Here is a 25,631-nt window from a genome sequence, read left to right on the forward strand (position 1 = left end):
CTGTCGTCGTCCGAGGCCGGCCTACGGGAAAGACTCGGCGGGAGCGATTCTCGCCACGACCGATAATCCTCCGACTGGCGTGAATTCCGATGAGCGACTCTCGGCACCTCGCCCTACAACTGATCGAGATCGCCAAGGGTTCGGGCGGCTTCCAGCGCCGCAACGGCCACATATCGCTGTCGTTGCACCCATGCGCTTCCTCGCCCACTTCGCTGATGGCGAAGCTCAGTGTTCAACGTCACATGTCCTGAGCTCTGCCCCTCGGAATCAGGCCGTGTAAGGAGGAACAGCTGGTACTCGTTGCCCTCCCAGCCAAGCTCCCTGGCACCCTTGATGATCTCCGCTATTCGCCTGTCTTCGTCATTGTGCGAGGACCTTCGTCGGCCGATCTCCTCAGGTGTCCAGTCGATGTGGTCGATTCGTGCGAGCACCTTTGGCACCTCGCACTGCACCGCACCATCGGCGTAGAACGCGACGTGGCTGACCTGGCGAAAGTATCTGCCAGGTTGGCAAACATACGCGCCGTGCGTCTGATAGAACGGCCACGCCAGGCGCGCAGGCACGACCACGGCGATGGATTCGGCCGCCTCGGGGCGGCCATCCAGCAGATCTGGCACCCGACAGAGGCCTGTGACCCATCGCTCCAGATCAGCGTCGATCCACCTGAGTAGATCCATCGCTTGCTCGAATCGCTCTTCGAGTGGGAGATCGAAGATGGCTTGATGGTGAGCGATGCGGTTGCGCAACGTCTTCAGCGCGAGCACGTTTTTGTGCACAGCATCCCGCTTGAATCCCGTCTTCTCCCTGTTCGGGAACGCATAGACGAGGTGCTTCCGGAACAGCTGTTCGTACTTTGGCCCGAAAACGCCTTCCCAAAGGCCAAATGTGATCGATGCCAGATACTTGTCGCGCGAGGCCCCGTCGGCCTTGGGGCCCAAATGTCTGCGCGCAGTCCGGTAGAACTCCAGGTCGTGGTCAGCCAGGAACGCCGGATTCGCGAACCACCATCCCTGCCGATGATCCACCCGAGCCGACTCCGGAGTCTCGAGTGGCCGAAGCACCACATCGATCGCGTTACGCAGGGCAACCTCGACATGAGATATCAGCTCGAAGAAGGCCGCGGAGATCGATACGTTCCACTCGTACAGTTCGCGCGCTGCCACAGGATGACGGTTCCCAGCCACCAGGTACTCATCGAATCGACGTTGCGTGATCCATGCGGTCGGATCAGTCAATGACTCCCCCACGATCCAAATTGTCTCGAAGCGCTATACTCGTAGCAGCGCCTCAGATCGGCCTCTGGTCCATTGCAGATTACGCCGCTGAGGCGCTTTGCTGTCCTACAGCTTCTAGTACCCGTGACTGCCGCACCTCGGTTGAACCGGAGCCGGGCTACACGTTGAAGCGGAACTCGACCACGTCGCCGTCGGCCATGACGTAGTCCTTGCCCTCCATGCGGACCTTGCCCGCGGCCTTGGCGGCGGCCATGGAGCCCGCTTCGACGAGGTCGTCGAAGGCGACGACTTCGGCCTTGATGAAGCCGCGTTCGAAGTCGGTGTGGATGACGCCTGCGGCCTTCGGGGCGGTGTCGCCCTGGTGGATGGTCCAGGCGCGGGCTTCTTTCGGGCCTGCGGTGAGGTAGGTCTGCAGGCCGAGGGTGTGGAAGCCGGCGCGGGCCAAGGCGTGCAGGCCGGGTTCGGTCTGGCCGATGGATTCGAGGAGTTCGGTGGCGGATTCCTCGTCGAGTTCGAGCAGTTCGGCTTCCACCTTGGCATCGAGGAAGACGGCGTCGGCGGGGGCGACGGAGGCTTTCAGCTCGGCGACCTTCGCCTCGTCGGTGAGCACGGACTCGTCGGCGTTGAAGACGTAGAGGAAGGGCTTGGTGGTGAGCAGCGAGAGCTCTTTCAGCAGCTCGGTGTCCACCTTGTCGGCCGCGGCGAACAGGGTGGTGCCGTTGTCGAGGATCTCCTGCGCGGCCTTGGCGGCGTCGGCGACCGGCTTGCGGTCCTTCTTGACCTTGGCTTCCTTCTCCAGCCGCACGACCGCCTTCTCCAGGGTCTGCAGGTCGGCGAGGATGAGTTCGGTCTCGATCACCTCGATGTCGGCGCCAGGGTCGACGCGGCCGTCGACGTGCACCACGTCGTCGTCGGCGAACACCCGCACCACCTGGCAGATGGCGTCGGCCTCGCGGATGTTGGCGAGGAATTTGTTGCCCAGGCCCGCACCCTCGGAGGCGCCCTTCACGATGCCGGCGATGTCGACGAACGACACGGTGGCGGGCACGATCCGCTCGGAGGAGAAGATCTCGGCCAGCTTGTTCAGCCTCGGATCGGGCAGCGGGACAACGCCGACGTTCGGCTCGATGGTCGCGAACGGGTAGTTCGCGGCGAGCACGTCATTCTTCGTCAACGCATTGAACAGCGTCGACTTTCCGACGTTCGGCAGACCGACAATTCCCAAGGTGAGACTCACGAGGAACAGAGTCTACGCGGCACCCAAACCCCGCTCCCCCGCGAGTGGCACATGGTGGAGCGGCTACTCGCACTTCGCCGCAGCCATGTGCCACTCGCGGCCGGTCTCAGGGGATGAGGACGACTTTGCCGAGGTTGGCGTGGGCTTCGATGGTGGCGTGGGCGGTGGCGGCGTCTTCGAGGGGGTACGCGGCGTGCACGGCGGGGCGTAGTTGGCCGGAGGCGAAGTACTGCCAGAGTTCTTGGCGCCAGTGGTCGTAGGTGTCCGGCTGGGTTCTCGCGATGCGGGCCATTTGGAAGCCGATGACGGATTTCGCGCCGGCGAGCAGGTCGTAGGCCTGGATGACGCCGCCGCCGGAGCTGTAGGCGACCAAACGGCCGCCGGGGGCCAGCGCGGCGAGGGCGGGGGAAAGCAAGTCGCCGCCGACGGCGTCGAGCACGTAGTCGACGGGGGCGCCCCAGGATTCCTGGCCGTACTCGACTACCTCGTCGGCGCCGAGTTTCTGCACGAACTCCGCCTTCGCCAGATCCGACACCGCGCCGACCACCCGCGCCGCACCGCGCACCCGCGCCAACTGGACCGCGAGGTGGCCGACGCCACTCGCGGCGGCGGTGATCAGGGCGGATTCGCCTTCCCGCGGGTTTGCGGCACTGAGCGCGCCGAGCGCGACCAGGCCGCTACGCACCAGCGCGACCGCGTCGACGGCCGACGCCCCGTCCGGAATCGGCGACGCCATGGCCGCCGAGAGCAGGGCGTAGTCGGCGTAGCCGTGACCGAACACGAGACCGGTCACGCGATAGCCGGGCGTGTATCGATCGACGCCCTCGCCCACCGCGACTACCTCACCCGCGACCTCGCCGCCCAACGCGATCGGTTCGCGCTGCTCGCGCACCTTCCGCACCACCGGCAGGGTCACCCCGACCGCCTCGACGCGAACCAGGAGCTCACCCGGCCCCGGCGTCGGCACTTCGACCGAGACGAGCTCGAGCACCTCGGGACCACCGCTGCGCTCGTACTGCACCCGCCGCATCACACCTCCAGATTTCCGTCAGAAGGCGCAACGGTATCCGGATCGCGGCAGGTGATCACAGTCAACTACACGCTGTAGTGGTACATCTCACCGCTGCTCGGAACCGGCGGAGAGCTTCCGGGTCGGATTCGGTCCAGCCCCACCGGCGCACCAGGACCAACCCGCACCGATCCGCCGAAGAGTTCGTCACCAGAGGAGAGCCGCGGGAACGAGTTCCGTCCAGCCCCAGCGGCGCACAGGGGGACAGAATTCGACACCGTTCGTCCGGCGCGACACTCGCGCAGCCGACGTGACCACTGGTCCGCGCCGGATCGAAGAAAAATCGGCGGACGCGCCGAGACCACGGAGCGCAACCGCGCCGAGTCAAGTTCGGCCCGCTCCGCAGGCAATCGCACTTCAGCCGGAGACATCATCAGCACACGAGCCGAGACCAGAAATCAACGTCCGCGCCAATCCGCGAGCGAGGTCGTCCGGAGCAGGCGCCGCGCCTGCACCGGACTCGTAGTAGCGCAGAAACGCCTGATGGAAGCAGGTGCCGTCGAGCATGGAGGCCGCCGTCAGCACGTCGGCGTCGGCAGCGACGCGGCCGAGGTCGCGCTCGGCACGCAGATACTCGGCGATGTTCGCGATGGCGTGGCCGGGTCCCGCACCATGGCGGCGCATAGAGTCGCGGTGGGCCGCCATCCGCTGCGGCTGCGCCAGCAAGCCCCCGAGCAACGGGAGGGATTGCTGGTAGAAGCTCAATGCATCGCGGGCCATGGCCGTGAGGTTGTCTTCCACGGTGGACTGTCCTGGCTCGGGCCGCGCCGCCGCCGGATCGGGCATCCGATGCCGGAGGACATTCAGAATGATGTCCTCCTTGTCGCTGAAGTGCTTGTACAACGCCGCCTCCGAGTAGCCGGCGACTTTGGCGATCTCCTTCGTCGTGGCGTGGACGACACCGCGGTCGCGCATGATCTCCGCGGCCGCGTCGAGTATTCGATCGCGCGTTCCCATTCCGGCTCCCGGTTGACAGGTTAGTGATTACTCACCATCCTAGGTTAGTAAGTACTCACCAACTTGGAGAAGCTATGCACCTGACTGTTTTCGGGGCGACGGGCAACACCGGCGCGCGCGTCGTCACGCGGGCACTGGCAGCAGGGCACGAAGTCACGGCGGTGACACGTGGTCCGCAATCACTGCCCGACCACCCCGCACTGCGTGTGGTCGTAGCCGACGTCATGAAGCCAGCCGACATCGTCGCGGCGCTGCACGGCGCGGATGCCGTGATCGACACCATCGGTTCGCGGGAAAAGGGCGCCACTTCCGTCTGCGCCGACGCCGCCCGCTCCATCGCGGACGCTATGGCGACCGCCGGGGTGAAGCGGCTGGTCATCGTCAGCAACAGTGCCCGAATCGCCGGACCCGGCGACGACTGGTTCACCCGTTTCCTGGTGAAGCCACTCATCCTGCGCCCGCTGTTGCGCCACAGCCTGGCCGACATGGCCGCAGCCGAGCGCGTGGTCCGCGACTCGGCGCTGGACTGGACGATCGTGCGCGCACCGCAGCTCACCGACAACGCGGCGAAGGGCTCCTACCGCACCGCGGTGGAACGCAACGTGCTGTTCGGCGTCCGCGTCACCCGCGACGACCTGGCCGCCTGTTTGCTCGACTCGGTCACCGACGGATCAGCGATCCGCAAGCACGTGAACGTCGCGAACTGATCGACGCCGCTTCATCTGTCGGTCCCCCGGCGTAGCGTGACCGCATGGAGCCGACCACGGAGGTGATGACGGCGCGTCCGGCGCCCGCGCTCGCGGGGTTCATCGACCGGTACCTCGGTTATCGCATGGCCGGATTCTCGGCGGGGATCCATCGGGGGTTGCCGTCGCGGCACATGACCTTCATCGTCGCGATCGGGCCGACGATCGACGTGGTCGAACAGACCGATCCGCGTCAGTCGCCGCAGAATTACCGGTGCGTGCTGAGCGGCCTGCAAGCGAGCACGGCACTGATCGCGCACGGCGGTTATCAGGAAGGCGTGGCCGTATCGCTCACGCCGCTCGGTTGCCGCATCTTGTTCGGCATGCCCGCGGCGGCACTGTGGGACACGTCGGTCGAGTTCGCCGACGTGGTGGGACCGGTCGGATCGGAGCTGTGGGAGCGATTGCAGTACGCGCCGAGCTGGCCGGAGCGTTTCGGTGTCTGCGATCGGGTGCTCTCGGCGCTGGCCGACCCGGACCGCGCGGTCGGTCCCGAACTCACCCGGGCGTGGCGTGCGGTGGTCGGTTCCGGCGGCGGGATCGCGGTCGGTTCGCTGGCCGATGAGATCGGCTGGACCAGACAGCATCTGACGCGCCGGTTCCATCGCGAGTTCGGCCTCAGCCCCAAGCTGGCGGCCCGGATCACCCGTTTCGAGCGGGCGCGCCGGATGCTCGCCCACACGCCGTCCTACGTCACCATCGCCCAGGTGGCCGCCGCCTGCGGGTATTACGACCAGGCTCATCTGGATCGCGACTTCGCCGATCTCGCCGGGACGAGCCCGACCGCGTGGCTGGCCGAAGAGGTTACATCCGTCCAAGCCCCGGACGAGTCCGCCGGATGACGATGAACGCATGACGAATCCGACAGAAACCAGCACCCGCACCGCCGTCTGGCCCACGCTCACCTTCCGCGATGCCCGCGCGATGGCCACCTTCCTGGTCGAGGCGTTCGGCTTCCGGGAGGCCGCGATCTACCCTCGCGAGGACGATCCGTCGATCATCGAGCACGCGGAACTGCGCTGGCCCCTGGGCGGCGGAGTGATGTTCGGCTCCGCGGGCAAGGACGACAGCCCGTTCAGCACCCGCCCGACCGGCACCGACTCGGTCTACCTCGTCTGCGAGGACCCCGACGCGCTGTTCGCCCGCGCCACTGCCGCAGGCGCCGAAGTCGTCCGTGGCCTGCGCGACGAAGATTACGGCTCACGCGGCTTCACGGTGCGCGACCCGGAAGGCAACCTCTGGAGCTTCGGCACCTATTGGGGCGCTTGATCGCGGCGGCATCCCCTTGCACCGCGCGGCCGCGGCCTGGCGACGACCTTCGCCCGGCCGCGGCACCGCGCCGATGAGACGTCGTTCGCGACCTCGCGCCTGGACGCAACGAACCGAAGCCACCCGCTCACCGCCCACCGAACCCCGACATCGCGATGCCGCGGATGAACGCGCGCTGGGCTATCGCATAGATCAGCAGCAACGGCAGCAGGATGACGATGGCGGCGGCCATCAGGATCGGCCACTGGGTGTGGTACTGGCCTTGCAGGCGGATCAGGCCCAGTGTCGCGGTGGCGACGTCCTCGCGCTGGATCATGACCAGCGGCCAGAGGAAGTCGTTCCACACGGTGATCCAGGTGAGCACGGCGAGCACCATCAGGGCCGGACGGGTGTGCGGCAACAAGACCCGCCAATAGACCTGCCAGGTGGAGCAGCCGTCGAGGATGGCGGCCTCCTCGAGTTCCTCGGGCAGCGTGCGGAAGAACTGCCGCATCAGATAGGTGCCGAACGCGCTGCCGAACAGGCCGGGCACGATCATCGCCCACGGGGTGTCCACCCAGCCGAATGCCCGCATCAGCAGGAACTGCGGGATCACCGTCACGGTCAACGGCACCATCAGCGTCGCGAGATAGGCGAGGAACAGCACATCCCGCCCGCGAAAACGCAAGCGGGCGAAGGCGTAACCGGCCAGCGAGCAGAAGAAGACCTGCCCCGCCGTCACGCACAACGCGTAGACCGTGGTGTTGAGCAGCATCCGCCCCATCGGCAGCAGTTCGAAGACCTTCCCGTAGTTCGACCACTGCGGCCGGTGCGGAAGGAACGTCGCGTCGGCCATCTCGCCGTCCCGCTTCAGCGAGCCGGATACCGCCCACAGGATCGGCAACAGGGCGCACCACGCGATGCCGACCAGCACCGCGTATATCGTGGTCCCGCGCACGACTCGCCGCACGATCGCCCGATCGACCCGACCGGCCGCGACGGACACCCGGTCGCGCCGCACCGGCAGCGCGCGCCGCACCATCTGGTAGGTGTTCACTGTTCCACCTCCGAACGCCGGGCCATCCGCAGTTGCACCAGTGTCAGCAGGAACAGGATCGCGAAGATCACCCAGGCGAGCGCGGAGGCGTACCCGACCTCGTAGAAGCCGAAGGCGTTCTGGAACAGCATGATCCCCAGCAGGTAGGTGCCCGTCTCCGGTCCTCCGTTGCCGCCGGTCAGCGCGTAGGCCTGGTCGAAGGCCTGCACCGAATTGATGATCGTGATGATGAAGACGAACGACAGCGGCCCACGGATCAGCGGCACGGTGATCGCGAAGAAGCGCCGCAGCGCCCCGGCCCCATCGATCTTCGCGGCCTCGTAGAGCGTCTCCGGCACGCCCTGCATGGCGGCGAGCAGGATGACCGTCGCGAACGGCACGCTCTTCCACACGGTGACGATGCTGAGCGAGACCAGCGCCCAGTCCGGGTCGGTCAGCCAGGGCACCGCGTCGATGCCGATCCAGCCGAGCGCGACGTTCAGCAGCCCGTCATCGGTGAACAGGAACCGCCACACCACGGCCATGGCGACCGCCGAGGCGACCAGCGGCAGGAAAGCGATGGTGCGGAATAGGCCGATACCGGCCAGCTTTCGATTCAGCGCGGCGGCGACCGCGAGTCCGATCACCACCGTTGGCACCAAGGTCAGCAGCGTGAATACGGCCGTGTTACGTAATGCGATGAGAAACAGAGGGTCCGACCTGAACAGCCGCCGGTAGTTGTCCACACCGACAAATCGCATGGGGCTGAACAGGTCCCACGAATGAAAACTCAGATAGAGCGAAAAGGCCAACGGGAACAACAAGAAAACCGCGACGGCCGCCACATTCGGCGCGACGAATGCCCAACCGGCCCGTTCCCGCCGCCGCGCCAATCCGGACGCGACTCCCGCTTTGCCCGGTGTTTGCGATTGCCGCGCTCCTGTCATGGCGTCTCCAGCAGCGCGTCGACGTCGGAGGCGAAACGCCCGTCCAAGGACGCGGCGGTGGCGGCGCCGCGAAGCACTCGGTTGGAACCGCGTTCGAGCAGGGCGGAGACCTTTCCCCAAGCCGGGGTGACCGGCAACGGACGGGAATTGGCCGGACCGGAGGTGAACACCTCGAGATTGCGGATCTCGCGGTGCGCGGCGGCGAAACCTGGGGAGTTCATCGCGGACTGCAGCACCGGGACGAACAGCCCGGACGCGGCGATGATCGCCTGCCCCACTGGTCCGGTCGCGAATTTGACGAACTCCCAAGCCTGTTCGACGCGCGGGCTGTCCGCGGCGATGGCCAGCCCGGTACTGCCGACATCGGTGATGGCGCCTGGACCGCCGTGCGGGCCGACCGGCAGCACGGTGACGTCGATCGGGAGATCGGCGTGCCCGGCGAACTCCGAATACAACCAGTGCCCGCCCAGCGCCATTGCCGCCCGGCCGCGCCGGAACAGGTCGGGGGCCGAGACGGAGATCGTGTCGGCGGCCTTCGGCGCCACGCGATGGCGTACGGCGAGGTCGGCGTAGAACTGGAAGCCTTCGGCGAACCGAGGATCGCCCAGATTGGTCCTGGTCGGGTTCACCGAGGGCGAGAACCATTCGGCGCCGTTGTTCATGCCGAAACAGGCCGCTGAGAAGTACGGCACCCAGGCGTCCGCGAAGCCCCATCGGGTCCGAGCCGAGTCGTGCCTGGTCAACGCCTCGGCCGCGGCCAGGAACTCGTCGAACGACCAGGCGTCGCGCCAGCGCGCGGGCGCGGTGATCCCGGCTTCGTCGAACAGTGCCCGGTTGTAGTACAGGAACACTCCTGACCACTGCTCGGGCAGGGCGTACTGCCCGCCCGCGTACGTGAAGGTGTCGTACAGCGCCGGGTAGCTGTCGGCGCGCAGTTCGGCAGCGTATCGCGGATCGCGGGCGAGCAGCGTGTTCAGATCCAGCAGCACGCCGCGCTCGGCCAGCCCCGCGTAGGTCAGTTCCCACGCCATCAGCACGTCCGGGCATTTGCCGCCCGCGCAGTAGGTGAGCATCTGCTGCAGCGGGTCAGGCCCCGACATGATGGTGCGAATCCTGATGTCGGGGCGGCGCTTCCGGAACTCGTCGATGATCTTCAGCCGCACCCGCGCCTCTTCCGGCCTGGCCTGGAAGAAGAAGGTCAGCGCGTCGTCATCGGAGCCGCAGCCGCCGCAGGCCAGCAGCGGCGCGGCCAGCGCCGAGCCGAGCAGCGTCCGGCGACGGAGCCGGGCGACGGGATTCGCACGCAACACAGCCCTCCTCCGGGGCGGATGTGGAGCTCATCGAACCGCATGGCAGCATACGTTCGGCAATCAGGTGGTGACGGCCGACACATGAACAATATTTCACGGTGCTCGTCCGGCGTCCGGAATCGGCACGACGGCGATCGCCGATCGGTTACGTTGTCACGTGTTTGAGCAAGATCCTGCGCGTTTTACAGGAGAGTAGGCAGATGGCGACAATCGAATATCTGCGGACCGATCCCGATCTGCCGCCCGTCGGCGTGGTCGACAAGTCCCCGATCACACCGGCCAAGAAATTGATCTTCGCGGGGATCGCCGTTCTCGGCGCCATAGCGTGGGCGGTGCTCGCCATCTCGCGCGGCGAATCGGTGAACGCGGTGTGGATCGTGATCGCGGCGGTGTGCACCTACACCATCGCGTATCGGTTCTACGCCAGGTTCATCGAACGCAAAATCGTCAAACCGCGCGACGACCTGGCCACGCCCGCCGAAATCCTGGAGAACGGCAAGGACTACATGCCGATGGACCGGCGGGTGCTCTACGGGCACCACTTCGCCGCCATCGCGGGCGCGGGTCCGCTGGTCGGTCCGGTGCTGGCCGCGCAGATGGGCTACCTGCCGGGGACCATCTGGATCGTGGTCGGCGTGGCGCTGGCCGGCGCCGTGCAGGACTACCTGGTGCTGTGGGTCTCGATGAAGCGGCGCGGGCGCAGCCTGGGTCAGATGGCCCGCGACGAGCTGGGCGTGATCGGCGGCTGGTCGGCCATCGTCGGCGTGCTGGTGATCATGATGATCCTGCTCGCGGTGCTCGCGCTGGTGGTCGTCAACGCGCTCGCGCACAGCCCGTGGGGCGTCTTCTCGATCGGCATGACCATTCCGATCGCCCTGTTCATGGGTGTGTACCTGCGGTTCCTGCGGCCGGGCAAGGTCGGCGAGGTCTCCGTGATCGGGTTCGCCCTGCTGCTGCTGTCCATCGTGGGCGGCGGCTGGGTGTCGGAAACCGAGTGGGGCGCGGACTGGTTCACGCTCTCGCCGGTGACCATCTCCTGGCTGCTGATCGCCTACGGTTTCGTCGCCTCGGTGCTTCCGGTGTGGCTGCTGCTGGCCCCGCGCGACTACCTGTCGACGTTCATGAAGGTCGGCACGATCGTGCTGCTCGCGGTCGGCATCCTGGTCACGCTGCCGGTGCTGCACGCGCCCGCCGTCTCGTCTTTCGCCTCCAGCGGCACGGGGCCGGCCTTCGCGGGTTCGCTGTTCCCGTTCCTGTTCATCACCATCGCTTGCGGCGCGCTGAGCGGCTTCCACGCGCTGGTCTCCTCCGGCACCACCCCGAAGTTGCTGGAGAAGGAATCCCACGCGCGGATGATCGGCTACGGCGGCATGCTGATGGAGTCGTTCGTCGCGGTCATGGCGATCATCACCGCCTCGATCATCGACCAGCACCTGTACTTCGCGATGAACGCGCCGCTCGGTCTCACCGGCGGCACCGCGGAGAAGGCCGCGGCCTACACCAACGGCCTCGGACTCAGCGGTCCTGCGATCACCCCGGCGGAACTGAGCCAGGCCGCGAGCGATGTGGGCGAGTCATCGATCATCTCCCGCACGGGCGGCGCGCCGACGCTGGCGATCGGCATCTCCGAGGTGTTCCACCAGTTCCTGGGCGGCGCGAGCATGAAGTCGTTCTGGTACCACTTCGCGATCATGTTCGAGGCGCTGTTCATCCTCACCACGATCGACGCGGGCACCCGGGTGGCGCGGTTCATGCTCTCCGACGCGCTGGGCAACTTCGGCGGTGCGGCGCGGAAGTTCCGTGATCCGTCCTGGCGGGTTGGCGCGTGGCTGTGCTCGGCCGTCGTGGTCGGCGCGTGGGGCTCGATCCTGCTGATGGGCGTCACCGATCCGCTGGGCGGCATCAACACGCTGTTCCCGCTGTTCGGCATCGCCAACCAGCTGCTCGCGGCCATCGCGTTGACCGTGGTGCTGGTGATCGTGGTGAAGAAGGGCCTCGCGAAATGGGCTTGGATTCCGGCGATCCCGCTGGTCTGGGATCTGCTGGTGACCATGACCGCCTCCTGGCAGAAGATCTTCTCCGCCGACCCGAAGCTGGGCTACTGGAAGCAGCACAGCATCTGCCAGGCCGCGCAGGACGCCGGGAAACTGTGCCTGACGGCGAAGACCCAGGACGACATGAACGCGATCGTGCGTAACACTTTCATCCAGGGCACGCTGTCGATCGTGTTCGCGGTGCTGGTGCTGATCGTGGCGGTGGTCGGCGCGCTGGTGGCCTTCCGCGCCTGGCGCTCCGGGGAGACGACGACCACCGAGACTCCGGAGGAGCCGTCGAAGATCTTCGCGCCCAGCGGGTTCGTCGCCACCGCCGCGGAGAAGGAAGTCCAGAAGCAGTGGGACGAGTTGATCGCGGCCGGGAAGGTGCGTCCCTCCGGCGCGGCCCACGTCCACGCGCAATGAGCGACTCCGCGCAGCCGGGTGCCGATCGGTCCGCGCGACCGGTCGGCGCGCGACTGCGCGCCGTGGCCCGCGCCTGCGGCGGCGGTGTCCGCGCGGGCCTCTGGTGGTTCAACTCGATCCTGGGCGGACAGGACTACCAGCGCTACGTCGAGCACCTGCGGCGCAGGCATCCCGGCCGCGCCATCCCGACCGAGCGGGAGTACTGGCGGCAGCGGCATGCCGAGGCGGATCGCAATCCGGCCAACCGGTGCTGCTGAGCGAAAGAATTCTCGGCGCGCGTCGCCGCAGGCCGATTTGGTAGTTGCCACAGCCGCTGCCCGGGCAGCGGCTGTGCGATGTCATACCCGTCGTGCGAGGTCGCGACCACCACCAGCAGTGGTGGCCGATTCCCGCTAGCGCGGGTTCGCCGCAGCTGCCATTGTGGTGGGCGTGACGATCACGGCATTGGATTTCGAACGTTGCTACCGGGCGGTGTCGACCCGGGACTCCCGATTCGACGGGCAATTCTTCACCGCGGTGCGAACCACCGGAATCTATTGCCGCCCTTCGTGTCCGGCGATCACGCCGAAGCGTGCCAACGTGTCGTTCCTGCCGACCGCCGCCGCGGCGCAGCAGGCGGGCTACCGCGCCTGCCGCCGCTGCCTGCCCGACGCCGCGCCCGGCTCGCCGCTGTGGAACACGAGGGCGGATCTGGCCGCGCGGGCGATGCGGCTGATCGGTGACGGCGTGGTCGAGCGGGCCGGGGTGCCGGGGTTGGCCGCCACCCTGGGCTACTCCCAGCGCCAGCTCACCCGGGTGCTGACCACCGAACTGGGCGCTGGACCGCTGGCGCTGGCCAGGGCGCATCGGGCGCACACGGCGCGGCTGCTGATCCAGACCACCGCGATGCCCATGTCCGATATCGCGTTCGCGGCCGGTTTCGCCTCGATCCGCCAGTTCAACGACACGGTGCGTGAGGTGTTCGCGGTCAGCCCCACCACCATGCGCCTCGAAGCGCAGCGCGCGAAGACCGGCGCGCCCGCGCGTTCGGCGCCGCTCGGCAGCGGATCGCTCACGCTGCGGCTGCCCTACCGGGAGCCGCTCGACCGGGCCTGGCTGGAATGGTTCCTGTCCGCGCATGTAGTGGCGGGCATGGAGCTGTGGGAGGACCGCACCTACACCAGGAACTTGCGCACTCCGCACGGGCACGCCACCGCCCGGCTCAGCTTCCAGCGCGACCATGTGCGGGCGGAACTGTCCCTGCACGACATGCGCGACCTCGCGCCGACGGTGACCAGGCTGCGGCACCTGCTCGACCTGGATGCCGACCCCGTCGGGATCGATGAAGCGCTCGGCGTCGGGTCCGCGGCGTCCGGCTCCGTGCTACGGCCGCCGGAACAGGCCGCCGAGTATCTGCCCGACGCGGGAGCGGGGTCGCCGGCCGAGCCCGAAGCGGTGCCCGAGCTGGAGCCGCTCGACGCGGATCGCCCGTCGTTCACCCCCGGTATCCGCGTGCCCGGGTCCGTGGACGGCGCCGAACTGCTGCTGCGCACCATGATCGGGCAGCAGATCTCGGTGTCGGCCGCGGCCACGCACACCGCTCGGCTGGTCGAGGCGCTAGGGGAACGGGTGGACGGACCGATCCCGCTGCTGTTCCCCTCCCCGGAGGTGATCGCCGAGCGTGGCGCCGAGGTCTTGACCGGACCGGCGCGGCGCATCCGTTCCATCATCGCGGCGGCCGAGGCGCTCGCCTCCGGCGAGCTGGCGCTGCACCAGGGGCGCACCGCCGCCGATCTGCGCCGCGATCTGCTCGCGCTGGACGGCGTCGGGCCGTGGACGGCCGACTACGTCACCATGCGCCTGCTCGCCGATCCGGACGTCCTGCTCAGCACGGATCTGGTCGTCCGCCGCGGCGCGAGCCTGCTCGGCATCGATCCGGCCGATACCGCGCGCTGGGCTCCGTGGCGGTCATACCTGTCCATGCACTTGTGGAAAGCGGCGCTGACCAGCCGCATCACCCCTTCCGACAGCCCAGCGCTCACTACCACGAAAGGCAGTGTCCAATCATGAACGCCAGCATCGCCGTCCGCACCGACGTCGGCGGCACCCGGACCGCCACAGCGGATTTCGCCGTCAGCGAGACACCGCTCGGCCCGTTCACCACCCTCGTCGACTCCGACGGCGCGGTACTGGCCTCCGGTTGGACATCCGACGCGGAGAACCTGCGCGGTTTGATCCACCCCGCCCTGCGGCCCGGCGGACTGCGACAGCGGGATGCCTTGGGCGAGGTGACCGCCGCCGTCACCGCCTACCACGAAGGCGATCTCACCGCGATCGACCCGATTCCGGTTCGCCAGCACTCCGGTGAATTCCTCCTGCACGCCTGGGAAGTGCTGCGCGCCGTCCCGGCGGGCGGCCCGCTGACCTACACCGAATTCGCCGCCCGCGCCGGCCGCCCCGACGCCACTCGCGCCGCGGCCAACGCCTGCGCCCGCAACGCCGCCGCCCTCTTCGTGCCCTGCCACCGCATCCTCCGCATCGGCGGCGCACTCGGCGGCTTCCGCTGGGGGCTGCCGGTGAAACGGTGGCTGCTCGACCACGAGAGGTGAGCGGAGAAGGCCGCTTGGCGAAACGCGCTCAGGCGATGGTGGCTTGAAGGTGGGAGCCGTCGCGGCCGCGCACGACGTGCAGGCGGCTGGGGATGCGCTGGCGCATCTCGTCCACGTGGCTGACCACGCCGACCACCCGTCCGCCGGTGCGGAGTTCGTCGAGGACGCCCATCACGGCGTCCAGGGTGTCGGCGTCCAGGCCGCCGAATCCTTCGTCGATGAACAGGGTGTCGAGCACCAGACCACCGGATTCGGCGGCGACGGTGTCGGCGAGCCCGAGTGCCAGCGAAAGGGAGGCCATGAAGGTCTCGCCGCCCGACAGCGTCTTGGCCGGGCGGATGGCTCCGGTGTAATCGTCACGGATGTCCAGGCCCAGCCCGCCTCGGCGACCGCGCGGCCCTGCCTTGTCCGAGTGGACGAATTCGTAACGGCCGCCGGACATCCGGCGCAGCCGCAGCGATCCCGCCTGGGCGACTTCTTCCAGGCGAGCGGCCAGGACGTAGGAGTGCAGGGACATGCGGCGGTTGTTCGCACCGCGCCCGGCGACCAGGTCGGCGAGGCCGTCGAGTTCTTCGAACGCTCGTTGCGCCGGTGCGATCCGGTCCACGGCAGCCCAGAGCTGACCGCCCAGCTCCTCGAGCTGGCCTGCTCGCCTGCTCGCCTCGGCATGAGCGGCCACCGCCGTGTTGAGCGCGGTCTGCGCGGCCGTCACCAGCGCGTCGAGCTCGGCCTCATCGCCGGGCTCGCGCTCCGACGCCGCTCGGATCTCCGGTTCGGCCAGCACCGCTTCGGCGGCGGCGCGGGCGCGGTCGGCGGCCACGAGTTCCGCTTCGATCTCGGCCTGCCGCCGGGAGTCGCGCGACGCGGCGTTGACGACTTTCGCGTAGGCGGTCAAGCGTGCGACATCGTCTGCCACCGTGGCGCGAGCGCCGGTGTCGAGCTGCGCCGGTTCCGCCCCGCCGCCGGGAGCCGGAGCGGAGGCGGTCTCGCCGGATTCCGTCGGCTGAGCCGAACCGTCCCTGGACGGAGCCGGACTTTCCCCGGATGAAGCCGAACCTTCCCCGGACCGAGCCGCATTCTCGGTGGCGGCAGACGCGGACCCGAGAACCGACACCGGACCGCCGTACTCACCCTCAGGCACGAAACCCGCTGCGCGCGCCAGATTCTCAACCCGATCGGCGATCAGGGACACCTGTTCACGCGCTGCCATCGCCTCGGCGCGGGCATCGCGCAGCGCGGTCGCCTCGGCGACGAGAGCCACGAGCCTGGCGCGGCGGCGGTCGATGGTCTGGTCGGCGCCTGCGGCGCCGCGCAGCCGGTCGGTGAGTTCGGCGAGACGCTTCTCGGCGGAGGCGGCGGTGGCCGCGACCGCGCTGCGGCGCGCCTCGGATGCGCGCAGCTCGTCGTGCAGGCGCGCCTCGTCGCCGCGCAGGCGTGTGAGTTCGGCTTCCAGCCCGTCGGCGTTGGCGGCCAGCTCCGAGGTGTCCTCGTAGCGGAGGGTCGCGGCGCGCAGAGCCGCGGCGAGTTCGACCCGGTCGGTGTCGCCGCCGCGAGCGACCAGCGCTTCGATCTCGCGCTCCAGGCCGGTGATGCGGGCCAGCGCACGGTCGCGGGTGTCCTCCGCGGCGCGCTCGGCCGCCGCCGCGGTCTCCTCCTCATCCTTGGACACCGCGTCGTCGGTCGGCTGGGCCGGTGCGGGATGCCGCACCGAACCGCAGACCGCGCACGGACTTCCGTCGACCAGCTCGCCTGCCAGTTCGGCGGCCATTCCGCTCAGCCTGCGCTCACGCAGATCAAGCACCAGCTCCTTGGCGTCGAGGTGCGCGGCGCGGGCGGCGTCGAGCTCGACGCGGGCGTGGTCGAGCGCGGTGCGCCGCGCCGCCAGCTCGACCGCGGCCGCGGCGGCGGCCTGCAATCGCTCGGTCTCCGCGGTGATGCCGGGCAGGGCGGCGACCGCTTCGGTGGCCTCGCGCAGCCTGGCCTCGGCCGCGGTGAGCGCGGCGGGCAGTTGGTCGCGTCGCGCGGTGAGTTCGGTGACGCGCCGGGCCAGCGTCGCGTCCTCGGCGCGCAGAGCGTCGAGTTCACCGCCGAGTTCGGTGGCGGTGGCGGCGTCGGCTTGCACTTCGTCCAGTGCGCCGATCTGCGCGCTCCATCGCTGGACCGCGGCGTCGATGTCGGCGTCGTCGCGAATCCGGCTGCCGTCGACCAGTTCCGTTCCGCCGAGTTCGGCGCTGGCCGGTTCCAGCAAGCGGTCCGCCAGCCGCTGCGCCGCCGAGTCCTTTTCGCTGTCGCGCCTGCGCTGGTTCTGCACCGCCGAACGCGCTTCGACGATGGCGGCGGCGACCGGCTCGGCTCGGCGAGCGAGGTCGAGTTCGGCTTGCAATGCCGCGCGTCGATCGGCCCCGGCGGCGTACTCGTCGAGTTGCGCGCGGGCCGCGCTCATGCGGCGGCGCAATTCGTGCAGCCGACGCTGCTGTTCTGCCTGCTCCCGGACCCGCGCCGATTCCGCTTGGCAGCGTTCGACTTCCGCAACGGCGGCGGTCAGATCGGCACGCGCGGTGGCCAGCAGATCCTGCGACCATCCGACGCACTCGGCCGTACCGACCGAATCCGTCACTCCCGCGGCCATGCCCACCTGTGTGATCAGCCGCTTGATACCGTCGGTGCGAGCATCCAGATCCGCTTCGGCGGCGCGGCGTTTGTCGGCGAGCCACTGCTCCGCCGTGCCGAAACGCCTGGTGTCGAAGAGTTTTTCGAGCAGTTTCTCGCGGTCTTCGTTGTCCGCTCGCAGGAAACGGGCGAAATCGCCCTGGGGCAGCAGCACCACCTGGAAGAACTGGTCGGCGCTCATCCCGAGCAGGCGCAGCACCTCCTCGCCGATATCCGGTATCCGGGACAGGTTCTCGCCTCTGCCGTCCAGCCAGGTCAGGGTCGCCTTCGGGTTGATGGTGCGCATACCGGTGCCGTCGCGCTTGGGGCGCTGGAACTCGGGGCTCCTGGTCAGGCGCAGCCGCCGCCCGCCCAAGGTGGCCTCCAGCACCACCTGTGGCGGCGTCTGCTCCGGCGCGTGATCGGAGTGCAGCCGCTTGCTCTCCCCGCGCGCGCCGGGAACCCGGCCGTAGAGCGCGAACGCGATGGCGTCCAGCACCGTGGTCTTGCCCGCGCCGGTCTGGCCGTGCAGCAGGAACAACCCGTCGGCGCCGAGCGCGTCGAAATCGACGACCGTGGTGGCGGCGAACGGGCCGAAAGCGGTCATCTCCAGCTTGTGCAGCCTCATGCCGCCGCGCCCACGCCCGGCCTCGGCGACGTGCTCATGCGGTCAGTTCCTCGGCGGCGGCTACGGCCACCTGCTCCGGTTCCGCCACGGCGGCCGACAGCGCCCGCTCCAGCCAGGCCATCTCGCTCGGGCTCGGTGCGCCGCGGACGTCGGTGAGGAAGCTGTGGGCTACTTCGATGTCGCGGCGGCCGTGCACCCGCTCACGGTAGCGCAGTTCCGGGCTGCCCTCGGGCCGCGCCCATTCGACGTGCACCGCGTACGGGAACCGCTCGCGCAGTTTGCGCATGGCGTCGACCGGGCGCGCGACGTCGGTGAGCACGGCGGACACATAGTGCTGTTCGGCCGCGCCGAATTCCGCGCCGCTCAGCAGTTCGTCCAGCGTGCCGGTCAGCTTGCTCAGGCCCCGGACGGTCGGCAGGTCCCTGCGGCGCACGGCATGCAGGCCGGAAGCGTCCAAGTCGACGATCCATACCGCTTTGCGATGCGCGCTCTCGCCGAACGAGTACGGCAGCGGCGAGCCGGAGTAACGCACCGCGTCCGTGAGAGTCTGGGGTGAGTGCAGGTGACCGAGGGCCACGTAATCGATGCCGTCGAAAGCGACGAGCGGCACCGTCTCCACGCCGCCGACCGAGATGGAGCGCTCCGATCCGGTGGCTTCCCCGCCGACCACGAAGGCGTGCGCCAGCACGACCGTTCGCACCCCCGGCCGCCGCGCGATGTCGGCACGCACCCGGGCCATGGCCGCGTCCAGGATCTCGGCGTGCGAGCGTGCCTGCGGCACTTCCAGTTCGGCGCGGGTGATCTCCGGTTCCAAGTACGGGATGCCGTAGAACGCCACCGGCCCGTGCTCGTCCTCCAGCAGCACGGGCCGGTCGGCGTCGGCCACGGTGGTGCGCAGATGCAGCCCGCCCGCCGCGGCGAAGCTCGCGCCCGCACCCAGCCGGGCGGGCGAATCGTGGTTGCCCGAGGTGGCGACGATCCGGGCACCCGCGGCGCGGATCGCCTCGAATCCCCGGTTGCACACCGCGATCGCGTCGGCGCTGGGGATCGACCGGTCGTATACGTCACCCGGCAGCACCACCACGTCGACCGATTCCTCGGCCACCAACTCCGCGACGGCGGTCAGTGAACGAGCCTGGTCGGCAAGCAGATCGACCCCGTGGAACGTGCGACCGATGTGCCAGTCCGAGGTGTGCAGCATCCGCATGCCGCGAAACCGTAGGGCACGGCACCGACAGACTTCAATCGACCCGCCCGTTGTGCCGGGTTCGCCAGGCCAGGGCCCGGCGTGTCCACCGGCCCGGCGAGTCGGCCGGTCGCCGATCACCGACAGACCGAAACCTCACGCACCTCTTGCCCTCCCGAATCCCACGACGTGGACGACACCGGATGCCAGAACCCGAACAGCTATGCGGAGTCCGCGGCAATGCGCTGGCCGAGCCCCATTTCCGGCACGATGCCGGACAGTTGCCAGATGCGCGTTCTTGTCGGTGTCCTACGGCACTATCAGCGCCATGACCGCACCCGTGCTCGTCGCCCTGCTCTTGGTGTTCGCCGCCGGTTTCGGCCTCGGCTGGCTCGGCCGCGCCGCGCGGGCCGGGCATCGCGCTGCGGCGGCCGAGGCGCGGCTGGCGGCGGTCGCGGACAACGAACGACTGTTGCGGCAGTCGCTCACCGCGGCCAACGAGGATGCCGCGCGGAGGCATTCGCACGCCGTCGGCGCGCTGGTGGAACCGCTGCGCGCGGCGGTCGGGGCGCTCGACGAGCACATCCAGCAGGTCGAGCGGCAACGGCTCTCCGCGTATTCCAGCCTGCGCGAGCAGGTCGCGAGCATGCAGCGCACCTCGCACCAGCTCACCGGGCAGACCGGTCAGCTGGTCGCGGCGCTGCGCGCCCCTCAGGTACGCGGCCGATGGGGCGAGATCCAGCTGGAGCGGGTGGTCGAGCTGGCCGGGATGACCAGGCACTGCGATTTCCGGACCCAGGTGAGCCGCACCGGTCGCGGCGCGGACGACCGCACGGTGCGACCCGATCTGGTGGTGCGCCTGGCGGGCGGCAGGCACATCGTGGTGGACGCGAAGGTGCCGTTCGCCGCCTATCTGGACGCCTGCGGCACCGACGACCCCGACGTGCGCGCCGATCTGCTCGCCAGGCACGCCAAACATCTGCGCGCGCATGTCGACCAGCTGTCGGACAAGGCGTACTGGGCCGCCTTCGACCCGGCGCCGGAATTCGTGGTGTTGTTCGTGCCCGGCGATCCGTTCCTGGACGCCGCCCTGACCACCGACTCCGAGCTGCTGGAGTACTCGTTCGGCCGCGATGTGATCCTCGCTACTCCCACCACCTTGATCGCGTTGCTGCGCACCATCGCCTTCGGCTGGCGGCAGGAGGCGCTGTCCAAGGACATGGCCACCGTCCAGCGTCTCGGCCGCGAGCTGTATCAACGTCTCGGCACCACGGGAAGACACCTGGATCGGCTGGGGGCGCAACTCGGCAGAGCCGTAGAGGCTTTCAACGACACGGTGGCCTCGGTGGAGTCGCGGGTGATGGTCACCGCGCGCAAACTGCACGAGCTGGAGATAGCCGAACAGGGAGTGCCCGAGATCGGACGCGTGGATTCCCGGCCGCGCGCGGTGAGCTTCGCCGACGCGGGCGAGTAACCGGGGAGTATGGCCGTGCCGCCACGCCGCCGGGAGCGGCGGCAACTAGTGTGCATATCGTGGCTGCTTCCGAACGTGTGCGATCCCGGGTGCCCGCGCCGCAACGCTCGATCCTGCCGTCGGTGCCGGGGATCCCGGTCGGCGCGGCGATCCTGATCGCGGTTGCCTGCACGTTTCTGGGATTTCTGATCGATGCCAGCGGCGGCGGCGCCGAGCTGACCGGCACGTTCGCCGCGCTGTACGTCGTGGGCTGTGTCGCGGCCGTCGCCGCCGTTCGCTACCGGGGCTTGTTCAGCACGATGGTGCTGCCGCCGCTGCTGCTGTTCGTCGCCGTGCCGCTGGCCTACCAGCAACTCACCGGCCGTGGCGCCACCTCGATGAAGGACATCCTGCTGAACCTGGCGATTCCGCTGGTGAACCGGTTCCCCACGATGATGCTGGCCACGGTGGTCGTGCTGCTGATCGGTGGCGCACGGATCTATCTGCACCGCAAGGAGGAGGGAGCCGACCAGCCGTCGTCGTCACGCAAGCGCGACAGCTGGGGCAAGTCACCGGGGAAGCAGAGCAAGCCCGGCCGTTCGTCCCGCGGGTCCGCGGAGCCGGCGCGCCGCAAAACCCGCCGCCCGAAGGGCGAGCCCGGCGAGCCGGAATCGGCCGACGCGGACCAGCCCGCCGCCCGGCCGGCCCGCCGACCGGCGGCGCAGGTCGCCGACACCCCGCCGCGTGTCGCCCCCTCCCGTCCGCGCGAAGGACGGGCTCCCGCCCGTGGCGCCACTCGCCCGACCGCCGCCATGCCGCGGCCGGAAGGCGAACCACCGCGCGGCGCGGGCCGCCGCCGCGACATGCCGCCGCACCCTCAGCCCAACGTGCGCTACCGCGAATCGGGCCGCCCGGAACGGCGCAGGCCGGAGAATCTGTAGCCGCCCCGCACCATCGGCGTGGGGCCGGGGCCTCAGCGCCTGGCGTCGCGCAGTTCGCGCGGAAGGGCGAAGACGAGGGTCTCGTTGGCCGTGGTGACCGGCTGGACATCGCCGTAGCCGTACTCGGCCAGCCGGTCCAGCACGCCGCGGACCAGGATCTCGGGCACCGAGGCGCCGGAGGTGATGCCGATCGTGCCGACGCCGTCGAGCCAGGCCGGGTCGATCTCGCGAGCGAAGTCGACCAGGTACGCGGCCTTGGCGCCCGCACCGAGCGCGACCTCCACCAGGCGCACCGAGTTCGACGAGTTGCGCGATCCGACCACGATCACCAGATCGCATTCCGGCGCCATCGCCTTCACCGCGACCTGGCGGTTCTGCGTGGCGTAACAGATGTCGTCGCTCGGCGGGTCCTGCAGGGCGGGGAAGCGCTCACGCAGCCGCTGCACCGTCTCCATCGTCTCGTCCACGCTCAACGTGGTCTGCGAGAGCCAGATCACCTTCGACTCGTCGCGCACGCTGACCTGGTCCACCGCGCCGGGCCCGTCGACCAGCTGGACGTGCTCGGGCGCCTCGCCCGCGGTGCCCTCGACCTCCTCGTGGCCCTCGTGACCGATCAGCAGGATGTCGTAGTCGTCGCGGGCGAACCGCTTCGCCTCTTGGTGCACCTTGGTCACCAGCGGGCAGGTGGCATCGATGGTGTGCAGGCCGCGCTCGGCGGCCGACGCGTGCACAGCGGGGGACACGCCGTGCGCGGAGAACACGACGACCGCGCCCTCGGGCACTTGGTCGGTCTCGTCGACGAAGATCACGCCGCGCTCGCGCAGCGTCTCCACGACGTGCCGGTTGTGCACGATCTCCTTGCGCACGTAGATGGGCGCACCGTGCTTCTCCAGCGCCTTCTCGACGGTTTCGACCGCCCGGTCGACGCCGGCGCAGTACCCGCGCGGCTCCGCGAGCAACACGCGTTTTCCGCCGTCGGCGACGGCGCTTCCCGCACCTGCCGATCGGGCGATTCCGACGTTCAAGGGAATGGCCGAAGACATGCCCACAGGATACGTGCGGCCCGCGTTCGCGCCACGTGCGGGAGTTGCCCGTCACACCGGGGCAGCGCAGGCGCCGAGCGGCGGGAAGACGGGCGCGGCTCGCGCCGACGACCGGGTGTCGCGATTGTCTCGGACACTTGGAGCCGGGACCTGGGTCTATTCTCCGCACTATGAGCACACCGCCACGCGATTCCCGCCGATCGGCGGTGCGCCGCGGCCGGCGGACGACCGGACGACGCGCGCCACTTCTTTGCATAACACACCATTTCGGGCAGGCTAGGACCATGTTTCGACCACCCTTTCTGGCCCGGGTCGCCGCAGGCGCGGCCGTATACGCCCTCGAGGAATCCCGTCGGCTACCAACGGCGGCAATGAATTTGCCGATCACGGCCATCAGTCAGGTACTGCAGACGACGATGCACGTCCAGCAGTTCGTCACCAGTCTGGCCCTGAAGGGCGACGCGGTTTTCGACCGTTTGTCCAACCGCCCGGTCGACCAGCCGGAGTGGGCCACCTTCGACGAGGACCTCGCCGACGACCCGAACCCCGGCACGTCGCGCACCAGCCGCTTCGATCTCTACACCGCCGATGATCCCGAGCCGTTCCGAGCGCCCGACCCCTTCGCCGCCGACGACACCGGCTCGACCAACGGTCATGTCGCCTCGGTGACGCCGATCGGCGAGCCACCGGCCGAGGACCCGGACCCGGACGACGACCCGGCGCCGACTGACTCGGACACCGATCCCGATCCCGCCGAAACGACCGCGATCGTCGAACCGGAAGTCGCCGCCCGCTACGACTACGCCAACATGACCCTGGCCCAGCTGCGCGCCCGCCTGCGCCTGCTGACGCTCGACGACCTCACCGCGCTGCTGGAGTACGAGCAGCACACCCGTGCCAGGGCGCCGTTCGTGACCATGCTCACGAACCGGATCGCCACTGTGCAGGCCCAGTGACCGAACCACGGACACCCTCCTCGCCGACGGCTGGCCGGGACACCTCCGGCCAACCCGCCGCCGCACCGGCCAACTCCGCCGAGCACCCCTGGCCGGTGCGTTCGGTCTCCATCAAGATCGCCCAGTGGATCGACCGGCTCGGCAGCATCTGGGTGGAAGGTCAGATCACCCAGATCAACCTCCGGCCCGGCACCCGCACCGCGTTCCTGGTGCTGCGCGACCCGTCCGCCGACATGTCGCTGTCGGTGACCTGCGATCCCGACCTCATCCGCAAATCGCCCGTCCCCTTGCAAGAGGGCAGCCGGGTGGTCGTCTACGGCAAGCTGTCCTTCTTCACCGGACGCGGCACGATTTCGCTGCGCGTGCTCGAGATCCGGCCCGTCGGTATCGGTGAACTGCTGGCCCGCATCGAACGACTGAAGGCGCTGCTGGACGCCGAAGGCCTGTTCGATCCCCGGCTCAAGCGCCCGATCCCCTTCCTCCCCGGAACCATCGGCCTGATCACCGGCCGCGCGAGCGCCGCGGAGCGCGATGTGCTGAGCGTCGCTCGCAATCGCTGGCCCGCGGTGCGTTTCGAGATCCGCAACACGGCCGTGCAGGGACCGACCGCGGTCTCGCAGATGCTCACCGCGCTGGCCGAACTCGATCGGCATCCGGACGTCGAGGTGATCGTGCTCGCGCGCGGCGGCGGCAGCGTGGAAGACCTGCTGCCGTTCTCCGACGAGGCGCTGTGCCGCGCCATCGTCGCCGCGACCACGCCGATCGTCAGCGCGATCGGCCACGAGCCGGACAATCCACTCAGCGACCTCGTCGCGGACCTGCGTGCGGCAACGCCGACCGACGCCGCCAAACGCATCGTCCCCGACGCCGCCGCCGAACTGGCTTGCATTCGTGAACTGCGCGAACGCACCGCCGCCGCCCTGCGGGGCTGGGTGGACCGCGAGACCAAGGCGCTCGCCCAACTGCGTTCGCGGCCCGTACTGGCCGACCCGCTGCGCGAGATCGAGCGCCGCCGAGAAGAGGTAGAACGCCAGCGCACGGCGGCGCGCCGCTGCGCCGAGCAGTTCATCCGCACCGAAGCCACGGCAACCCGGCATCTGCGCGAGAAACTCACCGCCGTCGGCCCGGCCGCCACGCTGGCCCGTGGCTACGCTGTCGTGCAGCGCGTCACCGGTAAGGAGCGCGAGGTGGTGCGTTCGATCGAGGACGCGCCCGCGGGCAGCCAGTTGCGCATCCGGGTCGCCGACGGGGCCGTCACAGCCGCCGCGCTCGGCGCCCAGGCCCTCGGGGCGAAGAACACCGACACAGGGAGGAACTGACTTGGCCGAGTCCGGCAAGTCCACCGAAACCGGCGCCGACCCGGCCGACGACGCCGCCGAGATCGCCGGTTTCGGCTACGAACGCGCGCGCGACGAACTGGTCAACGTCGTCAAGATCCTCGAGCAAGGCGGCCTGGACCTGGACGAATCCCTCGCCCTCTGGGAGCGCGGCGAGGCGCTGGCCAATCGCTGTGAAGAACACCTGGCCGGCGCGCGCAAACGCGTCGAGGACGCGCTGCACCGCACCGACCTGGAGAAGCAGGAATGACCATCCGCCGCGCCACGCCCGACATCCGCACCACCGACCTGGCCGCCAGCCGCGATTTCTACCGTCTGCTCGGCTTCCAGGAGGCGATGGACCTCGGCTGGGTCGTGACGATGGCCTCGCCGTCCAACCCGACCGCCCAGGTCCTGCTCGTCGGCCCGGACGCCGAGCAGCTCCAGCCGGATATGAGCGTGGAGGTGGACGACGTCGACGCCGTGCACGCGGCGGTGACCGCCGCCGGCGCCGAGGTCGTCTACCCCTTGCGCGACGAGCCGTGGGGGGTACGCCGCTTCTTCGTCCGCGACCCGAGCGGGACCGTCGTCAACGTGGTGAGCCACCGCTGACGACGGCCCGGCTGC

General features: G+C 69.2%; 23 protein-coding genes. 13 read left to right on the plus strand and 10 right to left on the minus strand.

Annotated features, from left to right (window positions below; all coding sequences use genetic code 11):
• Positions 1 to 113: 113 nt before the first annotated feature.
• The 4 genes from ACWDMM_RS25955 to ACWDMM_RS25970 all read right to left on the minus strand — a co-directional run bounded on the left by ACWDMM_RS25955 (position 114) and on the right by ACWDMM_RS25970 (position 4,498).
• Entirely contained in the window at positions 114 to 1,247 is a 1,134-nt protein-coding gene (locus ACWDMM_RS25955; protein WP_449939952.1) for a hypothetical protein, read from the minus strand.
• 145 nt (positions 1,248 to 1,392) lie between these two features.
• Positions 1,393 to 2,472: a redox-regulated ATPase YchF gene (ychF, locus tag ACWDMM_RS25960; protein ID WP_195082577.1), complete on the minus strand. Its 1,080-nt coding sequence runs from the start codon at positions 2,470 to 2,472 to the stop codon at positions 1,393 to 1,395.
• Between the two features lie 106 nt (positions 2,473 to 2,578).
• The gene (locus tag ACWDMM_RS25965) at positions 2,579 to 3,502 is read right to left on the minus strand and encodes a quinone oxidoreductase family protein (protein ID WP_195082576.1); all 924 of its coding nucleotides are present in this window, start codon (positions 3,500 to 3,502) and stop codon (positions 2,579 to 2,581) included.
• A gap of 396 nt (positions 3,503 to 3,898) precedes the next feature.
• Positions 3,899 to 4,498 (minus strand): TetR/AcrR family transcriptional regulator, encoded by a 600-nt coding sequence (locus ACWDMM_RS25970; protein ID WP_195082575.1) that lies wholly within the window; start codon positions 4,496 to 4,498, stop codon positions 3,899 to 3,901.
• A gap of 74 nt (positions 4,499 to 4,572) precedes the next feature.
• Between ACWDMM_RS25970 and ACWDMM_RS25975 the strand changes: the two genes are divergently transcribed.
• The 3 genes from ACWDMM_RS25975 to ACWDMM_RS25985 are packed head-to-tail and all read left to right on the plus strand — an operon-like array spanning position 4,573 to position 6,513.
• A complete protein-coding gene (locus ACWDMM_RS25975; RefSeq protein ID WP_195082574.1) occupies positions 4,573 to 5,205 on the plus strand; it encodes an NAD(P)-dependent oxidoreductase in 633 nt (210 codons plus the stop codon).
• A gap of 44 nt (positions 5,206 to 5,249) precedes the next feature.
• Entirely contained in the window at positions 5,250 to 6,086 is an 837-nt protein-coding gene (locus tag ACWDMM_RS25980; RefSeq protein WP_195082573.1) for an AraC family transcriptional regulator, read from the plus strand.
• 10 nt (positions 6,087 to 6,096) lie between these two features.
• Positions 6,097 to 6,513, plus strand: coding sequence for a VOC family protein (locus ACWDMM_RS25985; protein WP_195082572.1), 417 nt, complete (start codon positions 6,097 to 6,099; stop codon positions 6,511 to 6,513).
• Between the two features lie 127 nt (positions 6,514 to 6,640).
• On the opposite strand, the gene ACWDMM_RS25990 is transcribed toward ACWDMM_RS25985, so the two are convergent.
• From ACWDMM_RS25990 to ACWDMM_RS26000, 3 genes are read right to left on the minus strand one after another with little or no spacing between them, the layout of a single operon-like run.
• Positions 6,641 to 7,534, minus strand: a complete 894-nt coding sequence (locus tag ACWDMM_RS25990) for a carbohydrate ABC transporter permease (protein ID WP_195082658.1) — start codon at positions 7,532 to 7,534, stop codon at positions 6,641 to 6,643.
• A gap of 11 nt (positions 7,535 to 7,545) precedes the next feature.
• Complete coding sequence (locus ACWDMM_RS25995; protein ID WP_449940031.1) at positions 7,546 to 8,421, minus strand: carbohydrate ABC transporter permease; 876 nt, start codon at positions 8,419 to 8,421, stop codon at positions 7,546 to 7,548.
• A 50-nt stretch (positions 8,422 to 8,471) separates the two neighbouring features.
• Positions 8,472 to 9,782, minus strand: coding sequence for an ABC transporter substrate-binding protein (locus tag ACWDMM_RS26000; RefSeq protein WP_195082570.1), 1,311 nt, complete (start codon positions 9,780 to 9,782; stop codon positions 8,472 to 8,474).
• A 203-nt stretch (positions 9,783 to 9,985) separates the two neighbouring features.
• On the opposite strand from ACWDMM_RS26000, the gene ACWDMM_RS26005 reads away from it, so the two are divergent.
• From ACWDMM_RS26005 to ACWDMM_RS26020, 4 genes are all read left to right on the plus strand, one after another.
• Positions 9,986 to 12,244, plus strand: a complete 2,259-nt coding sequence (locus tag ACWDMM_RS26005) for a carbon starvation CstA family protein (RefSeq protein WP_449939956.1) — start codon at positions 9,986 to 9,988, stop codon at positions 12,242 to 12,244.
• Between the two features lie 62 nt (positions 12,245 to 12,306).
• Positions 12,307 to 12,501 (plus strand): YbdD/YjiX family protein, encoded by a 195-nt coding sequence (locus tag ACWDMM_RS26010; protein ID WP_323124607.1) that lies wholly within the window; start codon positions 12,307 to 12,309, stop codon positions 12,499 to 12,501.
• A 172-nt stretch (positions 12,502 to 12,673) separates the two neighbouring features.
• Positions 12,674 to 14,293: a DNA-3-methyladenine glycosylase 2 family protein gene (locus tag ACWDMM_RS26015; RefSeq protein ID WP_449939958.1), complete on the plus strand. Its 1,620-nt coding sequence runs from the start codon at positions 12,674 to 12,676 to the stop codon at positions 14,291 to 14,293.
• A complete protein-coding gene (locus ACWDMM_RS26020; protein WP_449939960.1) occupies positions 14,290 to 14,832 on the plus strand; it encodes a methylated-DNA--[protein]-cysteine S-methyltransferase in 543 nt (180 codons plus the stop codon). Before ACWDMM_RS26015 ends, ACWDMM_RS26020 begins: the two co-directional genes overlap by 4 nt.
• A 28-nt stretch (positions 14,833 to 14,860) precedes the next feature.
• On the opposite strand, the gene ACWDMM_RS26025 is transcribed toward ACWDMM_RS26020, so the two are convergent.
• Both ACWDMM_RS26025 and ACWDMM_RS26030 read right to left on the minus strand, forming a co-directional pair.
• On the minus strand, positions 14,861 to 18,109 hold the full coding sequence (locus tag ACWDMM_RS26025) for an AAA family ATPase (RefSeq protein WP_449939963.1): 3,249 nt from the start codon (positions 18,107 to 18,109) through the stop codon (positions 14,861 to 14,863).
• A 34-nt stretch (positions 18,110 to 18,143) separates the two neighbouring features.
• On the minus strand, positions 18,144 to 19,316 hold the full coding sequence (locus ACWDMM_RS26030; RefSeq protein ID WP_449939965.1) for an exonuclease SbcCD subunit D: 1,173 nt from the start codon (positions 19,314 to 19,316) through the stop codon (positions 18,144 to 18,146).
• 307 nt (positions 19,317 to 19,623) lie between these two features.
• Here ACWDMM_RS26030 and ACWDMM_RS26035 point away from each other — a divergent pair, with 307 nt between their 5' ends.
• Positions 19,624 to 20,769: a DNA recombination protein RmuC gene (locus ACWDMM_RS26035; RefSeq protein WP_449939966.1), complete on the plus strand. Its 1,146-nt coding sequence runs from the start codon at positions 19,624 to 19,626 to the stop codon at positions 20,767 to 20,769.
• A gap of 59 nt (positions 20,770 to 20,828) precedes the next feature.
• Positions 20,829 to 21,689, plus strand: a complete 861-nt coding sequence (locus ACWDMM_RS26040; RefSeq protein ID WP_449939969.1) for a DUF6542 domain-containing protein — start codon at positions 20,829 to 20,831, stop codon at positions 21,687 to 21,689.
• A 32-nt stretch (positions 21,690 to 21,721) separates the two neighbouring features.
• Here the strand turns inward: ACWDMM_RS26040 and ACWDMM_RS26045 are convergent, their stop codons facing one another.
• Positions 21,722 to 22,732: a 4-hydroxy-3-methylbut-2-enyl diphosphate reductase gene (locus tag ACWDMM_RS26045; protein WP_195082561.1), complete on the minus strand. Its 1,011-nt coding sequence runs from the start codon at positions 22,730 to 22,732 to the stop codon at positions 21,722 to 21,724.
• A 284-nt stretch (positions 22,733 to 23,016) separates the two neighbouring features.
• On the opposite strand from ACWDMM_RS26045, the gene ACWDMM_RS26050 reads away from it, so the two are divergent.
• Genes ACWDMM_RS26050 through ACWDMM_RS26065 form a run of 4 tightly spaced genes read left to right on the plus strand, consistent with a single transcriptional unit; the run spans position 23,017 to position 25,616 of the window.
• A complete protein-coding gene (locus ACWDMM_RS26050; protein WP_357208285.1) occupies positions 23,017 to 23,688 on the plus strand; it encodes a lipid droplet-associated protein in 672 nt (223 codons plus the stop codon).
• Positions 23,685 to 25,007, plus strand: a complete 1,323-nt coding sequence (gene xseA / locus ACWDMM_RS26055; protein WP_449939972.1) for an exodeoxyribonuclease VII large subunit — start codon at positions 23,685 to 23,687, stop codon at positions 25,005 to 25,007. The genes ACWDMM_RS26050 and xseA overlap by 4 nt, the downstream gene beginning before the upstream one ends.
• Before the next feature lies 1 nt (position 25,008).
• A complete protein-coding gene (locus tag ACWDMM_RS26060) occupies positions 25,009 to 25,275 on the plus strand; it encodes an exodeoxyribonuclease VII small subunit (RefSeq protein WP_195082558.1) in 267 nt (88 codons plus the stop codon).
• On the plus strand, positions 25,272 to 25,616 hold the full coding sequence (locus ACWDMM_RS26065; RefSeq protein ID WP_357110803.1) for a VOC family protein: 345 nt from the start codon (positions 25,272 to 25,274) through the stop codon (positions 25,614 to 25,616). The genes ACWDMM_RS26060 and ACWDMM_RS26065 overlap by 4 nt, the downstream gene beginning before the upstream one ends.
• Positions 25,617 to 25,631 lie beyond the last annotated feature (15 nt).

This window comes from Nocardia sp. NPDC003726 (assembly GCF_053586955.1).

What these genes read in the sequence shown, in the direction of transcription:
- ACWDMM_RS25965 (WP_195082576.1), bottom strand. Translation starts at nt 3,502, where the DNA reads ATGCGGCGGGTGCAGTACGAGCGCAGCGGTGGTCCCGAGGTGCTCGAG.
- ACWDMM_RS25970 (WP_195082575.1), bottom strand. Translation starts at nt 4,498, where the DNA reads ATGGGAACGCGCGATCGAATACTCGACGCGGCCGCGGAGATCATGCGC.
- ACWDMM_RS25975 (WP_195082574.1), top strand. Translation starts at nt 4,573, where the DNA reads ATGCACCTGACTGTTTTCGGGGCGACGGGCAACACCGGCGCGCGCGTC.
- ACWDMM_RS25980 (WP_195082573.1), top strand. Translation starts at nt 5,250, where the DNA reads ATGGAGCCGACCACGGAGGTGATGACGGCGCGTCCGGCGCCCGCGCTC.
- ACWDMM_RS25985 (WP_195082572.1), top strand. Translation starts at nt 6,097, where the DNA reads ATGACGAATCCGACAGAAACCAGCACCCGCACCGCCGTCTGGCCCACG.
- ACWDMM_RS25990 (WP_195082658.1), bottom strand. Translation starts at nt 7,534, where the DNA reads ATGGTGCGGCGCGCGCTGCCGGTGCGGCGCGACCGGGTGTCCGTCGCG.
- ACWDMM_RS26005 (WP_449939956.1), top strand. Translation starts at nt 9,986, where the DNA reads ATGGCGACAATCGAATATCTGCGGACCGATCCCGATCTGCCGCCCGTC.
- ACWDMM_RS26020 (WP_449939960.1), top strand. Translation starts at nt 14,290, where the DNA reads ATGAACGCCAGCATCGCCGTCCGCACCGACGTCGGCGGCACCCGGACC.
- ACWDMM_RS26025 (WP_449939963.1), bottom strand. Translation starts at nt 18,109, where the DNA reads ATGAGGCTGCACAAGCTGGAGATGACCGCTTTCGGCCCGTTCGCCGCC.
- ACWDMM_RS26030 (WP_449939965.1), bottom strand. Translation starts at nt 19,316, where the DNA reads ATGCGGATGCTGCACACCTCGGACTGGCACATCGGTCGCACGTTCCAC.
- ACWDMM_RS26035 (WP_449939966.1), top strand. Translation starts at nt 19,624, where the DNA reads ATGACCGCACCCGTGCTCGTCGCCCTGCTCTTGGTGTTCGCCGCCGGT.
- ACWDMM_RS26045 (WP_195082561.1), bottom strand. Translation starts at nt 22,732, where the DNA reads ATGTCTTCGGCCATTCCCTTGAACGTCGGAATCGCCCGATCGGCAGGT.
- ACWDMM_RS26050 (WP_357208285.1), top strand. Translation starts at nt 23,017, where the DNA reads ATGTTTCGACCACCCTTTCTGGCCCGGGTCGCCGCAGGCGCGGCCGTA.
- ACWDMM_RS26065 (WP_357110803.1), top strand. Translation starts at nt 25,272, where the DNA reads ATGACCATCCGCCGCGCCACGCCCGACATCCGCACCACCGACCTGGCC.